Source organism: Streptomyces anatolicus (assembly GCF_019400875.1).
Taxonomy (GTDB): domain Bacteria; phylum Actinomycetota; class Actinomycetes; order Streptomycetales; family Streptomycetaceae; genus Streptomyces; species Streptomyces anatolicus.
In genome coordinates this window covers 1-13,947 of sequence record NZ_WMBF01000146.1, presented here as the reverse complement: position 1 = coordinate 13,947, position 13,947 = coordinate 1, and the positions used below count along the sequence as shown (strand labels likewise).

At 71.0% G+C, this 13,947-nt stretch carries 14 protein-coding genes; 8 read left to right on the top strand and 6 right to left on the bottom strand.

Annotated elements, in window-relative coordinates:
- The first annotated feature begins 81 nt into the window (after positions 1 to 81).
- From glmU to pth, 4 genes are all read left to right on the top strand, one after another.
- On the top strand, positions 82 to 1,527 hold the full coding sequence (gene glmU / locus GKQ77_RS15490; protein ID WP_219689351.1) for a bifunctional UDP-N-acetylglucosamine diphosphorylase/glucosamine-1-phosphate N-acetyltransferase GlmU: 1,446 nt from the start codon (positions 82 to 84) through the stop codon (positions 1,525 to 1,527).
- Between the two features lie 116 nt (positions 1,528 to 1,643).
- Entirely contained in the window at positions 1,644 to 2,618 is a 975-nt protein-coding gene (locus GKQ77_RS15485) for a ribose-phosphate diphosphokinase (protein ID WP_125513234.1), read from the top strand.
- Positions 2,619 to 2,783: 165 nt separating this feature from the next.
- On the top strand, positions 2,784 to 3,380 hold the full coding sequence (locus GKQ77_RS15480) for a 50S ribosomal protein L25/general stress protein Ctc (protein WP_125513235.1): 597 nt from the start codon (positions 2,784 to 2,786) through the stop codon (positions 3,378 to 3,380).
- A gap of 79 nt (positions 3,381 to 3,459) precedes the next feature.
- On the top strand, positions 3,460 to 4,056 hold the full coding sequence (gene pth, locus GKQ77_RS15475) for an aminoacyl-tRNA hydrolase (protein WP_219689350.1): 597 nt from the start codon (positions 3,460 to 3,462) through the stop codon (positions 4,054 to 4,056).
- Between the two features lie 65 nt (positions 4,057 to 4,121).
- Here pth and ppc read toward each other — a convergent pair whose 3' ends face one another.
- The gene (gene ppc, locus GKQ77_RS15470) at positions 4,122 to 6,866 is read right to left on the bottom strand and encodes a phosphoenolpyruvate carboxylase (protein WP_219689349.1); all 2,745 of its coding nucleotides are present in this window, start codon (positions 6,864 to 6,866) and stop codon (positions 4,122 to 4,124) included.
- 341 nt (positions 6,867 to 7,207) lie between these two features.
- Between ppc and GKQ77_RS15465 the strand changes: the two genes are divergently transcribed.
- Both GKQ77_RS15465 and GKQ77_RS15460 read left to right on the top strand, forming a co-directional pair.
- Positions 7,208 to 8,215, top strand: a complete 1,008-nt coding sequence (locus tag GKQ77_RS15465) for an acyl-CoA desaturase (protein WP_219689348.1) — start codon at positions 7,208 to 7,210, stop codon at positions 8,213 to 8,215.
- Positions 8,212 to 8,898: a TetR/AcrR family transcriptional regulator gene (locus tag GKQ77_RS15460; protein WP_055533636.1), complete on the top strand. Its 687-nt coding sequence runs from the start codon at positions 8,212 to 8,214 to the stop codon at positions 8,896 to 8,898. Before GKQ77_RS15465 ends, GKQ77_RS15460 begins: the two co-directional genes overlap by 4 nt.
- Here GKQ77_RS15460 and GKQ77_RS15455 read toward each other — a convergent pair.
- Both GKQ77_RS15455 and GKQ77_RS15450 read right to left on the bottom strand, forming a co-directional pair.
- Positions 8,828 to 9,268 carry a VOC family protein gene (locus GKQ77_RS15455; RefSeq protein ID WP_219689347.1) on the bottom strand — a complete coding sequence of 147 codons (441 nt, stop codon included), beginning with the start codon at positions 9,266 to 9,268 and terminating at the stop codon, positions 8,828 to 8,830. The two genes, GKQ77_RS15460 and GKQ77_RS15455, sit on opposite strands and share 71 nt — an antisense overlap.
- Positions 9,268 to 10,104 (bottom strand): trans-aconitate 2-methyltransferase, encoded by an 837-nt coding sequence (locus tag GKQ77_RS15450; RefSeq protein ID WP_219689346.1) that lies wholly within the window; start codon positions 10,102 to 10,104, stop codon positions 9,268 to 9,270. The genes GKQ77_RS15455 and GKQ77_RS15450 overlap by 1 nt, the downstream gene beginning before the upstream one ends.
- Before the next feature lie 117 nt (positions 10,105 to 10,221).
- Here GKQ77_RS15450 and tamR point away from each other — a divergent pair, with 117 nt between their 5' ends.
- On the top strand, positions 10,222 to 10,719 hold the full coding sequence (gene tamR / locus GKQ77_RS15445; protein WP_125513240.1) for a MarR family transcriptional regulator TamR: 498 nt from the start codon (positions 10,222 to 10,224) through the stop codon (positions 10,717 to 10,719).
- Here tamR and GKQ77_RS15440 read toward each other — a convergent pair.
- Positions 10,678 to 11,493 carry a response regulator transcription factor gene (locus GKQ77_RS15440; RefSeq protein ID WP_219689345.1) on the bottom strand — a complete coding sequence of 272 codons (816 nt, stop codon included), beginning with the start codon at positions 11,491 to 11,493 and terminating at the stop codon, positions 10,678 to 10,680. The genes tamR and GKQ77_RS15440 overlap by 42 nt on opposite strands.
- A 270-nt stretch (positions 11,494 to 11,763) precedes the next feature.
- Between GKQ77_RS15440 and GKQ77_RS15435 the strand changes: the two genes are divergently transcribed.
- On the top strand, positions 11,764 to 12,219 hold the full coding sequence (locus GKQ77_RS15435) for a GNAT family N-acetyltransferase (RefSeq protein WP_219689344.1): 456 nt from the start codon (positions 11,764 to 11,766) through the stop codon (positions 12,217 to 12,219).
- Positions 12,220 to 12,237: 18 nt separating this feature from the next.
- On the opposite strand, the gene galK is transcribed toward GKQ77_RS15435, so the two are convergent.
- Positions 12,238 to 13,392, bottom strand: coding sequence for a galactokinase (gene galK, locus GKQ77_RS15430; RefSeq protein ID WP_219689343.1), 1,155 nt, complete (start codon positions 13,390 to 13,392; stop codon positions 12,238 to 12,240).
- A 3-nt stretch (positions 13,393 to 13,395) separates the two neighbouring features.
- Positions 13,396 to 13,947: NAD-dependent epimerase/dehydratase family protein (locus tag GKQ77_RS15425; RefSeq protein ID WP_219689342.1), on the bottom strand; the 552-nt coding region annotated here is incomplete at its 5' end.

Here is a 13,947-nt window from a genome sequence, read left to right as displayed (position 1 = left end):
TTTCCCCCCCCCTACGCCCCGGTATCCTGCGGATGTCCACCCCACAGAGGCACAAGCCATCCGAAGCCGAAGGGCATCCCTGTGAGCGCAACCCGCCCGGCCGTCGTCGTCCTCGCAGCGGGTGAGGGCACCCGTATGAAGTCGGATCTGCCCAAGGTCCTGCATGAGATCTGTGGCCGGTCCCTCATCGGGCACGTGCTCCACGCCGCCTCCGCGCTCACCCCCGAGCGGCTCGTCACCGTCGTCGGCTTCCAGAGCGAGCAGGTCAAGGAGCACCTGCGCGCCGTCGCCCCGGACGTCCGCACCGCCTACCAGGCGGAGCAGAACGGCACCGGTCACGCCGTCCGCATCGGCCTGGAAGAGCTTGGCGGCCCGGTCGACGGGACCGTCATCGTCGTATGCGGCGACACCCCGCTGCTCACCGGCGCGACGCTGCGGAAGCTCGCCGCCACGCACAGCGGCGACGGCAACGCCGTGACCGTGCTGACCGCCGAGGTGCCGGACGCGACCGGGTACGGCCGCATCGTGCGCGACGTCGAGAGCGGCGCGGTCACCGCGATCGTCGAGCACAAGGACGCCACCGAGGCGCAGCGCGCGATCCGTGAGATCAACTCCGGGGTGTTCGCGTTCGACGGGCGGCTCCTGGCGGAGGCGCTCGGCAAGGTGCGTACGGACAACAGCCAGGGCGAGGAGTACCTGACGGACGTCCTGGGGATCCTGCGCGAGGCCGGCCACCGCGTCGGCGCGTCCGTGGCCGGGGACCACGAGGAGATCGCGGGGATCAACAACCGCGTCCAACTGGCGCAGGCGCGGCGGACGTTGAACGACCGGCTGCTCAACGAGGCGATGCTGGCGGGCGTGACGGTGGTGGACCCGGCCTCGACGTGGGTCGACGCGACGGTCACCTTCGAGCGGGACGCGGTCGTCCATCCGGGTACGCAGCTCCAGGGCGCCACGCACCTGGGCAAGGGCGCCGAGGTGGGCCCCCATTCGCGGCTGAAGGACACGAAGGTCGGTCCGGGCGCCCGGGTGGAGAACAGCGTGTCGGACAGCGCCGAGATCGGGGAGCGGGCGAGCGTCGGACCGTTCGCGTATCTGCGCCCCGGCACCCGGCTTGGGGTGGCGTCCAAGGCGGGTACGTATGTGGAGATGAAGAACGCGACGGTGGGCGACGGTTCGAAGGTGCCGCACCTGTCGTACGTGGGCGACGCGACGATCGGCGAGCACTCCAACATCGGTGCGGCGAGCGTCTTCGTGAACTACGACGGCGAGGCGAAGCACCACACGACGGTGGGCTCCCACTGCCGTACCGGTTCGGACAACATGTTTGTGGCTCCTGTCACGGTTGGGGACGGTGCGTACACCGCTGCCGGGTCTGTGATCACGAAGGACGTGCCGGCGGGTTCGCTGGCCGTGGCCCGGGGCCAGCAGCGGAATATCGAGGGCTGGGTGGCCCGCAAGCGTCCGGGGAGCGCGGCCGCGAAGGCGGCCGAGGCGGCGTCCCGGGAGGCGGACAGCGCAAGCTGACCGGAAACAGGTGCGTCTGACACGGCGTACCGTGATAGGTGCACACATTCGGCCGACTCGACGCACCGGGACGCGTGAGTACGGCAGCGGGAAGAACTCTCTGAGGAGACAGTGCTGTGACCGGGATCAAGACGACCGGCGAGAAGAAGTTGATGCTCTTCTCCGGCCGCGCCCACCCCGAGTTGGCCGAGGAGGTCGCACACAAGCTGGGTGTCGGCATCGTGCCGACGAAGGCCTTCGATTTCGCCAACGGCGAGATCTACGTCCGCTACCAGGAGTCGGCGCGTGGCGCCGACTGCTTCTTGATCCAGAGCCACACCGCTCCGATCAACAAGTGGATCATGGAGCAGCTGATCATGATCGACGCGCTGAAGCGCGCGTCGGCCCGCTCCATCACCGTCATCGTGCCGTTCTACGGTTACGCGCGCCAGGACAAGAAGCACCGCGGGCGTGAACCGATCTCGGCGCGTCTGATCGCCGACCTGATGAAGACCGCGGGCGCCGACCGCATCCTCACGGTCGACCTGCACACCGACCAGATCCAGGGCTTCTTCGACGGGCCCGTCGACCATCTCTTCGCGCTGCCGATCCTCGCGGACTACGTGGGCGCGAAGGTGGACCGCTCGAAGCTGACGGTGGTCTCCCCCGACGCCGGCCGCGTCCGGGTGGCCGACCGCTGGTGCGACCGGCTCGGCGCCCCGCTGGCGATCGTCCACAAGCGCCGCGACAAGGACGTCGCCAACCAGGTCACCGTGCACGAGGTCGTCGGTGAGGTGAAGGGCCGCGTCTGCGTCCTGGTCGACGACATGATCGACACCGGTGGCACGATCTGCGCCGCCGCCGACGCGCTCTTCGCGCACGGCGCCGAGGACGTCATCGTGACGGCCACGCACGGCGTGCTCTCCGGCCCGGCCGCGGACCGCCTGAAGAACTCCAAGGTCAGCGAGTTCGTCTTCACGGACACGCTGCCGACCCCGGGCGAGCTGGAGCTGGACAAGATCACGGTGCTCTCGATCGCGCCGACGATCGCGAACGCGGTCCGTGAGGTCTTCGAGGACGGTTCGGTGACGAGCCTCTTCGAGGAGCAGTAGAGATCCTTTTGGGTGTGGCCTCCCGGCCGAGTAGACTGCTGAAGTTGCTCGGCGAGGGAGGCCTCACCTTTTTGGTGGGGCGGTCCGTTATCGACGCGCTCTTCGTAGCAGGCCAGTCGTATGGCCGGGTAACCCCATCCGACACCTGTTGTACGAGGAGTGCACATGTCCGAGGTCAAGATCTCCGCCGAGACCCGCAACGAGTTCGGCAAGGGCGCCTCGCGCCGCATCCGCCGCGAGAACAAGGTTCCCGGCGTTCTCTACGGCCACGGCGCCGACCCGGTCCACCTGACCCTGCCGGGCCACGAGCTGCTGCTCGCCCTGCGTACCCCGAACGTCCTGATCTCCCTGGACGTCGACGGCCAGAAGACCCAGCTGGCGATCCCGAAGGCCGTGCAGCGTGACGCCCTCCGTCAGGGCATCCTCAAGCACGTCGACCTGCTGCTCGTGCGCAGCGGCGAGAAGGTCACGGTCGAGATCCCGGTCCACACCGAGGGCGAGCTGGCCCCGGGCAGCAACCTCCTCGAGCACGTCCTGAGCACGCTGCCGGTCGAGGCCGAGGCCACGCACATCCCGACCGAGGTCACCGTCTCCATCGCGGGCCTCGAGGCCGGCGCGTCCATCCTCGCCAAGGACATCCCGCTGCCGTCCGGCTCCAAGCTGGCGATCGACGAGGACGCGGTCGTCCTCCAGGTCCTGGCCGCCCAGGCCGAGGAGGCCCCGGCCGACTCCGCCGAGGGCGACGCGTCCGCCGAGGCCTGATCCTCGCGACGTACATTCGGCACGGCAGCCGCCGCTCCCTCGGGGGGCGGCGGCTGCCGCGTATGAAGGAGACACGCACGTGACGACCGACGCCAACGCCCCTTGGCTCATCGCGGGCCTCGGCAATCCCGGCCCCGAGTACGCCATGAACCGGCACAACGTGGGTTTCATGGTGGCCGACCTGCTCGCGCACCGCATCGGCGCCAAGTTCAAGCGGGCCGCGAAGGCGCAGGCCCAGGTGGTCGAGGGCCGGATCGGGGCGCCCGGTCCCGCGAGCCGCCGGGTGATCCTCGTGAAGCCCATGTCGTACATGAACGTCTCGGGTGGCCCCGTGACGGCGCTGCGCGACTTCTACAAGGTGCCGACGGAGCACATCGTCGCGGTCCACGACGAGCTGGACATCGACTACGGCATGCTGCGGCTGAAGCTGGGCGGCGGCGACAACGGCCACAACGGCCTGAAGTCGATGACGAAGGCGATGGGCCCCGACTACCACCGGGTCCGCTTCGGCATCGGCCGCCCGCCGGGCCGGATGCAGGTCGCGGACTTCGTACTGAAGGACTTCTCGTCCCCGGAACGCAAGGAACTGGACTACTTCGTGGACCGCGCGGCGGACGCGGTGGAGGCCTTGATCACCGAGGGCCTGGAACGAGCCCAGAGCACGTACAACTCCTGAGCAGGAGCGCCCCCGAAGGGGCGCGGGGAACTGCGCGACCAGCCCCCACGCCCCCGCAGGAGGAGTCAGCCGGTATTCCGCAACCCAGCCGCAACCCCGTTAACGGTAAGAAGCAGGGCCCGCCCCAGCAACGGATCAGCCTCCTGGCCGGCGGCCTGCGCGTCCCGCTGCCGCTTGAGCAGCGCAACCTGCAGATAAGAGATCGGGTCAAGATAGGCGTCCCGAATCGCAAAGGTCCGCCGAAGCGCCGAGTGGGACCCAAGAAGCTCATCCTCCCCGGTAACCCTCAGCACCTCACGAACGGTCAGCTCATGCTCTTCCCTGATCGTGTCGAAAACGTGCTTCAACTCGTCCGGGACGAGAGTGTCGACGTAGTGCTGCGCGATCCGCAGATCCGTCTTGGCCAGCGTCATCTCCACATTGGAGAGGAAGTTCCGGAAGAAGTGCCAGTGCTCGTGCATCTCGTCGAGCACGGTGTCGAGCCCGGACTCCCGCAACGCCTTGAGGCCTGACCCCACACCGAACCACCCGGGCACGATCTGCCGCGACTGGGTCCAGCCGAACACCCACGGAATGGCCCGCAGGCCGTCGAGCGAGACGCCCGAGCCGGGGCGGCGCGAGGGCCGGGAGCCGAGGTGCAGGTCGGCGAGCTGGTCGACCGGCGTCGACGCGAGGAAGTACGTCGGCAGGTCCGGGTCCTCGACGAGCCGCCGGTAGGCGGAGTGCGCGGCGTCCGAGACGACGTCCATCGCCGCGTCCCAGCGGGCAAGGGCCTCGTCGGACTGGCGCGGCGCCGTATGCAGGGCGGAGGCCTGGAGCGTGGCCGCGACGGTCAGCTCCAGGTTCTCCCTGGCCAGCGAGGGCACCAGGTACTTGTCGGAGATGACCTCGCCCTGCTCGGTCACCTTGATCTCGCCCTCCAGGGTGCCCCAGGGCTGGGCGAGGATCGCGTCGTGCGAGGGGCCGCCGCCACGGCCGACGGTGCCGCCACGGCCGTGGAAGAGCCGCAGCCGCACCCCGTACCGGTGCGCGACGTCACGCAGCCGCCGCTGCGCCCGGTGGATCTCCCACTGGCTGGTGGTGATGCCGCCGAACTTGGACGAGTCCGAGTACCCGAGCATGACCTCCTGGACGTCACCCCGGAGCGCGACCAGACGCCGGTACGAAGGGTCGGCGAGCATCTCGTCGAGGATGACGTCGGCGGCGCGCAGCTCGTCGGTGGTCTCCAGGAGCGGCACGATGCCGATCTTGGCCCAGCCCGCGTGCAGGTCGATGAGGCCGGCCTCGCGGGCGAGGACGGCGGCGGCGAAGACGTCGTCGGCGCCCTGGCACATCGAGATGATGTACGACTCGATGACCTCGGGGCCGAAGACCTCGAGGGCCTTCTTGACGGTGAGGAAGACGCCGAGGGTCTTCTCACCGGCGGCGTCCAGCGGGGCCGGGGACGGCGCGAGCGGCCGCCGCGAGCGCAGCTCCTTGGCGAGGAGCTTCTGGCGGTACTCGCGGGGCATGTCCGTGTAGCGCCACGACTCCTCGCCGAGGCGGTCGAAGAGCTGGCCGAGCGCGTGGTGGTGGGCGTCGGCGTGTTCGCGTACGTCCATCGTGGCCAGCTGGAGGCCGAACGCGGCGAGCGTGCGGATGGTGCGGTTCATCCGGCCGTCGGCGAAGAGGGCGCCCTTGTGCTCGCGCAGGGAGGTCTGGATCAGCGTCAGGTCCTCCAGCAGCTCGCTCGTGCCGAGGTAGTCGCGGCCGGGCTCGTGGGCGGTGCCCTTGGCGAGGCGCTGCTTGGTGTTCTCCAGCTTCTGCCGGATGCAGGTGGCCTTGAGCCGGTACGGCTCCTCGGCGTTGAGCCGCTTGTAGCGGGGGCTGATCTCGGGCAGCCGCTCCAGGTCGCCCTGGAGGGAGGCCTTCAGCTCGTCGGTGGCTCCGGTGTAGCGGATGGAGTTGGAGAGGAAGCCGCGCAGCTCGTCGATCATGTCGAGCGCGTCGTTGATGCCGTGCTCGTGCTGGAGGATCAGGACGTCCCAGGTGACGGCGGGCGTCACGTTCGGGTTGCCGTCGCGGTCGCCGCCGATCCAGGTGCCGAAGCTGAGGGGGCGGGTGCCCTCGGGCAGCTGGACGCCGACGCGCTCCAGCTCCGATGTGAGGTCCTCCAGTACGTCCCCGACGGCGCCGGCGTGCAGCTCGTCGAGGTAGTAGATGGCGTTGCGGGCCTCGTCGGCGGGTTCCGGGCGCACGACACGCAGCTCGTCGGTCTGCCACACCAGGTCGATGTTCTCGGCCAGACGGGTGTCGTGGCGGCGCCGGTCGGACTCGATGACCGGGGTCTCGAGGAGTTCGGCGACGCGCCGGAGCTTGTTGAGGACCGAGCGGCGGGCCGCCTCGGTGGGGTGCGCGGTGAAGACCGGCCGCACGTTGAGGTGCTGGACGGTCTGGCGCAGGTGCTCGGGGTCGGCGTCCTTGAGGCGGTCCGCGGTGCGGGCGAGCAGTCCGCCCTCGGCGGCGCGCCGGGCGCGCAGCTCGCGGCCGCGGTGGACCTGTTCGGTGACGTTCGCCAGGTGGAAGTAGGTGGAGAAGGCGCGGACCAGCTTGGCCGCGGTCTCCAGTTCCGTCCCGCCGAGCAGCTTGGCGGCGGCCTCGCCGTCCTCGCGCGTGAGGTGGCGGACCTTCTCGACCAGTTCGAGGAGTTCGGGACCCTCCTGGCGTACGAGGGTCTCGCCCAGCAGGTCGCCGAGGCGGCGGATGTCGGCGCGCAGCTCGGCGCTGGCGGGGCTGGTGGCCTGACGGCCCTGGTCGTCGGCACTGCTCACAGGTGCGGCTCCTTGCAGTGTTTGAAGCTCGTCTGGGAGGGGTCCCGGTAAGGATCCGGGGAGATTCAGAGCGGACCGCGCTGTCCGACCGTTTCCAAGGATAGGTGTCACTTCGTGCCAGGGAAGTTCCGGCCACGTGCCGAGACGCCCCGCCACGTGCCGAAACGGTCCGCCGCTCGCCGCAACGCCCCGTCGCCCGCCGAAACGATCCGCCACTTGCCCGGACGCTCCGCGCTGCCATACTTACGTCGCCGTAGGTTACGGAACCGTAGGAAGCGGTACCCGTGCCTGTGCACCGCTCTCTCTCGACCTTGACCCTCGACCCCCTAGGGGACGTGCCCATGACGACAGCTTCCGATGCGCCTTCCGAGACCGATGTGATCCACGCCGCTCCCGCCCAGGGGGCGGACTCCACCGGCACCCTGCCGCCCGCGACCCTGGGCGGTGAGCAGAAGCGGTCCCTCGAACAGCTGGCGCTGCTCCTGTTCATCGTCGTCCCGTTCGTCGCCCTGCTCGGGGCGATTCCGCTCGCCTGGGGCTGGGGGGTGAGCTGGCTCGATCTCGGCCTGCTCGTCTTCATGTACTACCTGGGCTGCCACGGCATCACGATCGGCTTCCACCGCTACTTCACGCACGGCGCCTTCAAGGCGAAGCGCCCGCTGCGGATCGCGCTCGCGGTCGCCGGTTCGATGGCCGTGGAGGGCCCGGTCGTGCGCTGGGTGGCCGACCACCGCAAGCACCACAAGTTCTCGGACGCGGAGGGTGACCCGCACTCGCCGTGGCGTTTCGGTGAGACGGTCCCGGCCCTGATGAAGGGGCTGTGGTGGGCGCACATCGGCTGGATGTTCGACGAGGAGCGGACCCCGCAGGACAAGTACGCGCCGGACCTGGTCAAGGACCCGGTGATCCGCGCCATCTCCCGGCAGTTCCTGTTCTGGACGATCGTCTCGCTGGCCATTCCGCCGCTGGTCGGCGGCCTGGTGACGATGTCGTGGTGGGGTGCCTTCACGGCGTTCTTCTGGGGCTCGCTGGTCCGTGTGGCGCTGCTGCACCACGTGACCTGGTCGATCAACTCCATCTGCCACGCGGTCGGCAAGCGGCCCTTCAAGTCGCGTGACCGCTCGGGCAACGTGTGGTGGCTCGCGGTGCTGTCCTGCGGCGAGTCCTGGCACAACCTCCACCACGCCGACCCGACGTCGGCGCGGCACGGCGTGCTGAAGGGGCAGCTCGACTCCTCCGCGCGGATCATCCGCTGGTGCGAGCGGCTCGGCTGGGCGTACGACGTGCGGTGGCCCTCGAAGGACCGCATCGACGCCCGCCGCCAGCCACAGGCCGCTGACGCGGCATGATGGACGACGTGGCGACCGACTCCAGCAATTCCAGCCCTGCCGGCAAAGAGAAGCAGCCCCGGCGCACCCGCCGCACCCGGATGACGGGTGCCGAGCGCCGGGAGCAGTTGCTGGACATCGGCCGCACGCTCTTCGCCGCGAAGGGGTTCGAGGGCACGTCGGTGGAGGAGATCGCGGCGAAGGCCGGGGTCTCCAAGCCGGTGGTGTACGAGCACTTCGGCGGCAAGGAGGGCCTGTACGCGGTCGTGGTGGACCGTGAGATGCGCCAGCTCCTGGACATGGTGACCAGCGCGCTGACCGCCGGGCACCCCCGGGAACTCCTCGAACAGGCCGCGTTCGCCCTGCTCGACTACATCGACACGTACACGGACGGCTTCCGCATCCTGGTCCGCGACTCCCCCGTCGCCCAGTCCACGGGCACCTTCGCCTCCCTCATCTCCGATATCGCCACGCAGGTCGAGGACATCCTGGGCCAGGAGTTCAAGGGCCGGGGCTTCGACCAGAAGCTGGCGCCGCTGTACGCGCAGGCGCTGGTCGGCATGGTCGCGCTGACGGGCCAGTGGTGGCTGGACGTCCGCAAGCCGAAGAAGGCGGAGGTGGCGGCCCACCTCGTCAACCTGGCGTGGCACGGCCTGGACGGCCTGGAACCAAAGCCCCGCCTGATAGGCCACCGCAAGAGCTGACGGCTTCCGGGGGCGAGGGTTCGAGGAATTCGAGGCGGTTGCCGGCCGGGTCCCGGGAGTAGAAGCGCCGGTGGCCCGGCAGGTTCTCGTCCCAGGTGACCTCCGCGCCCCGTGCCGTCAGCCGGGCCGCGTACGTCTGGATGTCCCGCACCCGCAGCCCCGGGTGCGCCTTCCTCGCGGGGCTGAAGTCCTCCTCGACGCCCAGGTGCAGGCGCACGCCGCCCGCTTCGAACCAGCAGCCGCCGCGCGCCGCGAGGGCAGGTGGCTTGGGGGTCTCCGTCATGCCGAGCACGTCTACGTAGTACGTACGCAGGAGCGGTTCGCTGCCCGGAGGGGCGGCCAGTTGGACGTGGTCGATGGCCGTGAGCATCAGGCGTCCCCCCTGCGCGCCGCCGCGAACACCCGCCGGAACGGGAAGACCGTGCCCTGGTCCATGGCGGGGTACGCCTCGCGCAGGAGCGCCCCGTACTCCGCGAGGAACGCCTCCCTCGCCTCCGCGTCGTCCCCGAGCGCGGTCAGGACAGGGCGCAGGCCCGTGCCCTTGACCCAGTCGAGGACGGGGTCCGGGCCCTCAAGGACGTGCAGATACGTCGTCTCCCAGGCGTCGACCTCGCAGCCGAGCCCCGCAAGCCGCTCCAGATAGGCCCCGGGCGTCAGGACGGCGTCCGCGTGGCGCAGCTGCCCGCCGAGCCGGTCCCGCCAGCGCGCGGACCCGCTCAGCTCCCGCATCAGCACGTGGCTGGGGGCGTCGAAGTTGCCGGGCACCTGGAAGGCGAACGTGCCGCCGGGGGTGAGCGCGGTGATCCAGGCGGGGAAGGAGTCGGCGTGGTCCGGCACCCACTGGAGGGTGGCGTTGGAGAGGATCAGGTCGTATGTCCCCGGGGGCGGCGCCCACTCCGTCGCGTCGGCGGCGGCGAAGTCCAGGCGTCCGCCGCCGTCCGTGGGCCCGGCGAACCGCTCGGCCTCGGCCAGCATCTGCGGGGAGTTGTCGAGACCGGTGATGTGCGCGTCGGGCCACCTCCGCGCGAGCAGCCGCGTGGCGTCGCCGGGCCCGCAGCCGAGGTCGGCGATGCGGGGCGGGCGGCCTTCGGCGGCGGGCAGGCCGGGGACGCGGCCCAGGAGGTCGGCGAAGGGCCGGGTCCGGTGGTCGGAGTGGCGCAGGTACTGGTGCGGATCCCAGGTGGCGGCGGCTGCGGCGGCGGACATGAGGGGCCTCCCAGAAGACGGCGGCTTACGCGTTCACGCTCTTCCCCCACCATCCTCACCGCTAAGTATCTTGACGTCAAGAGACTTCACGTCGACAGACCCCCTACACTGATCGTCATGGAGGACGAGGTCGATCGGCTGGTCGCGGCGTGGCGCAGGGAGCGCCCGGACCTCGACGTGGAGCCACTTGAGGTGCTCAGCCGCGTGAGCAGGCTCGCACGGCACCTGGACCGCGCCCGCAGACTCGCCTTCTCCGAGCACAATCTGGAGCCCTGGGAGTTCGACGTCCTGACGTCGCTGCGGCGTGCGGGCGCGCCCTATCAGCTCTCCCCCGGCCAGCTCCTGACGCAGACCCTGGTGACCTCCGGCACGATGACGAACCGCATCGACCGCCTCGCCAAGAAGGGGCTCGTCGAGCGGCTGCCCGACCCGAGCGACCGGCGCGGCGTGCTCGTGCGGCTCACCGCCGAGGGCCGGGACCGCGCGGACCAGGCCCTGGCCGGACTCCTCGCGCAGGAGCGGGCCATCCTCGCGGAGCTCTCCCGCGCCCAGCGGGGTGAACTGGCCGGGCTGCTACGCCAGTTGACCGCCCCGTTCGACAACATCCCCGGCTAGGTCGACCGGGCCGACGCCCGCGCGCCGGGCGAGCGCGACCGCCGCGAGCGTGGAGTGGACGCCGAGCTTGCCCAGGACGTTCTGCATGTGCGTACGCACCGTGTGCGGGGAGAGGAAGAGGCGTTCGGCGACGGCCTTCCTGCCCAGGCCCGCCACCATGCAGCGCAGCACCTCGCGCTCGCGCGGGGTCAGGGACTCCACCAGGCGCTCGGACTCGGTGCGGTGCTTGCGGGCGGCCGTCAGCTCGCGCAGGACGCCGGTGAGCAGGGCGGGCGGCAGATGCGTCTCGTCCCTGAGCACGCCTCGTATGACCGTCAGGAGGCGGGAGAGCGAGCAGTCCTTGGCGACCCAGCCCGAGGCGCCCGCCTGGAGCGCGAGGGCCGCGCGGCGCGGGTCGTCCTTCTCGGCGAGCACGACCGTGCGCACCGCGGGCTGGCCGGTGCGGACGCCGGCGACCAGGGAGATGCCGTCGACGAGCCCGTCCGCGTTGGCGTCCTGGACCGGGGCGGCGACGGGGGTCCCCCCTGCTCGAGCGAAGCCGAGAGCTTGGGGGCGGGTGCCCTGGAGCGCGCTCGCGGTGGCGCCGAGGTCGGCGTCGACGAGCAGGACGTCGTATCTGCGGCCTTCGGCGACCGAACGCTCCAGGCAGCGCAGCGCGGCGGGCCCGCTGCCCGCCGCGGAGACCTCGACGTCGGGTTCGGCGGCCAGCGCGGCCGCCAGCGACTCGGCGAAGATGCGATGGTCGTCGACGACCAGAACTCGGATACGAACCACAGAAACCCCCTTTCCCGCGCTCCCGCAAGGAGCAGGGGATACCCCCGTCGAATACGTCGGAGAACGATCGGAGCGGGTACGGCGCCCGGAACAGGGGTCGACACAGCCGCACGGCCGCCGCCGCGCGGTCACTGCTGCCCCCATGCCGGGCGTCGTACCCGACTGTCTCGCCCCCTGATCGGCGCCGGCCCCCACCGGCACTGGTCTTCAGAGTAGGGCCGCACGCCTGGAGCGGAAGGTAATTTGCAGAACTGATTGTCCGGCGCGTTTATGGTGAGCCGTGTGTTTCGCATGGAGACAGGAGTCGACAAAGAGCGGCTTGCTCTGCTTCGTTCGCGGCTCGCCGCGACGAACACGGCGGCGTCCCCGGCGATCCGCGCCCTGCGCGGCACGGTCGATGACCAGGAAGTCCCCCTGGCGCTCTGGGCGTTGGACGAGGCGGGCGGCCTCGCGGCCGGACTCGCCGCGCACACCTGGGCCCGCTGGCTCCACGTCGACTACCTCTGGGTCGACGACCGGCACCGCGGGGCGGGCCTCGGCTCCCGGCTGCTCGCCGAGGCGGAGCGGGTGGCCCGCGAGGAGCGGGGCTGCCGCAACTCCCGGGTGGAGACCTGGGACTTCCAGGCGCCGGGCTTCTACCGCAATCAGGGGTACGACCTGGTGTGCGTGATCCCCGACTACCCCGAGGGCGTCAAGGAGTTCACGCTCACCAAGCGGCTGGCCTAGGGCCCGTTCCGGACCGGCCTAGGCCTCCCTGCGGGCCCCCGCCGACGCCACCGCGGGGAACACGCGCGGCGCCGCGAAGCCCGCCGCTGCGAAGGCGTCGAGGACGGACTTGGCCACCGCGTCCGAGGCGCCGCTCTCCACCAGGACGATCGCCGAGCCGCCGAAGCCGCCGCCGGTCATCCGGGCGCCGAGCGCGCCCGCCGCGTTCGCGGTGCTCACCACCAGGTCCAGCTCCGGGCAGGAGATGCGCAGGTCGTCGCGGAGCGAGGCGTGGCCATCGGTGAGTACGGGGCCGATCGCGCGGACGTCACCGGCGTCCAGGAGGCCGATGACCTGTGCGACGCGGTGGTTGTCGGAGACGACGTGCCGGACATAGCGGCGGACCTTGTCGCTCGTCAGATCCGCGAGCGCGGCGGGCAGTTCCTCGTACGCGATGTCCCGCAGGTGGCTGACGCCGAGGGCCCGGGCGCCCGCCTCGCACCCGGCGCGGCGCTCCGCGTAGGCGCCGTCGCCGAGCGCGTGCTTGACGCGGGTGTCCACGACGAGGAGGCGCAGGCCCTGGGCGGCCAGGTCGAAGGGGACGTGGCGCAGGGACAGGTCGCGGCAGTCCAGGTGCAGGGCGTGGCCGTCGGTGCAGCACGCCGACGCCGTCTGGTCCATGACGCCGCAGGGGACGCCGACGAAGGCGTTCTCGGCGCGCTGGGCCAGGACGGCAAGCTCGGGCCGGGTGAGGCCGAGGCCGAAAAGCTCGTCGAGGGCGAGCGCGGTGACGACCTCCAAGGCCGCCGAGGACGAGAGGCCCGCGCCCGTCGGGACCGTCGAGGACAGATGCAGATCGGCGCCGGTGACCGGGTGGCCGGCCTCCCGCAGCGCCCAGACGACCCCGGCGGGGTAGGCGGCCCAGCCGCCGTCGGAGAGCGGGGTCAGCTCGTCGACGCGCACTTCGGCGAGCGGGGCGTCGAGGTCGGCGGAGTGCAGCCGCAGGACGCCGTCGGTGCGCCGGGCGACGGCGGCGACTGCGGTGTGCGGGAGGGCGAGCGGCAGCACGAAGCCCTCGTTGAAGTCCGTGTACTCGCCGATGAGGTTGACGCGGCCGGGCGCCGACCAGACGCCGTCCGGCGCGTACCCGTACAACTCCTCGAAGCGCGCGGCGACTTCGGCTGCCCTTGCCATGTGCTACCCCTCTCGCTGGGCGAACGCCCAGGCGTCGGCGACGATGCCCGCGAGGTCCGGGCGGGACGGCTGCCAGCCGAGCTTCTGGCGCGCGGTGGCGGCGGAGGCGACGAGCACGGCGGGGTCACCGTCGCGGCGCGGGGCGATCACCTCGGGGATCGGGTGGCCGGTGACCTGGCGGACGGTCTCGATGACCTGTCGCACGGAGAAGCCGTTGCCGTTGCCGAGGTTGCAGATCAGGTGCTCGCCGGGGGTGGCGGCCTCGACGGCGAGGAGGTGGGCCTCGGCGAGGTCGGCGACGTGGATGTAGTCGCGTACGCAGGTGCCGTCGTCGGTCGGGTAGTCGTCGCCGTAGACGCTGATCGCCTCGCGCCTGCCCTGGGCGACCTGGAGGACGAGCGGGATGAGGTGCGACTCGGGGTCGTGGCGCTCGCCGAACTGGCCGTATGCGCCCGCGACGTTGAAGTAGCGCAGGGAGACGGCGGCGAGGCCGTGGGCGGTGGCCTCGCCGGTGATCATGTGGTCGACGGCGAGCTTGGAGGCGCCGTAGGGGGA

Coding starts and splice junctions, on each gene's coding strand:
- GKQ77_RS15480 (WP_125513235.1), top strand. CDS start 2,784: ATGTCCGAGGTCAAGATCTCCGCCGAGACCCGCAACGAGTTCGGCAAG.
- GKQ77_RS15465 (WP_219689348.1), top strand. CDS start 7,208: ATGACGACAGCTTCCGATGCGCCTTCCGAGACCGATGTGATCCACGCC.
- GKQ77_RS15460 (WP_055533636.1), top strand. CDS start 8,212: ATGATGGACGACGTGGCGACCGACTCCAGCAATTCCAGCCCTGCCGGC.
- GKQ77_RS15455 (WP_219689347.1), bottom strand. CDS start 9,268: ATGCTCACGGCCATCGACCACGTCCAACTGGCCGCCCCTCCGGGCAGC.
- GKQ77_RS15450 (WP_219689346.1), bottom strand. CDS start 10,104: ATGTCCGCCGCCGCAGCCGCCGCCACCTGGGATCCGCACCAGTACCTG.
- tamR (WP_125513240.1), top strand. CDS start 10,222: ATGGAGGACGAGGTCGATCGGCTGGTCGCGGCGTGGCGCAGGGAGCGC.
- GKQ77_RS15435 (WP_219689344.1), top strand. CDS start 11,764: ATGGTGAGCCGTGTGTTTCGCATGGAGACAGGAGTCGACAAAGAGCGG.
- galK (WP_219689343.1), bottom strand. CDS start 13,392: ATGGCAAGGGCAGCCGAAGTCGCCGCGCGCTTCGAGGAGTTGTACGGG.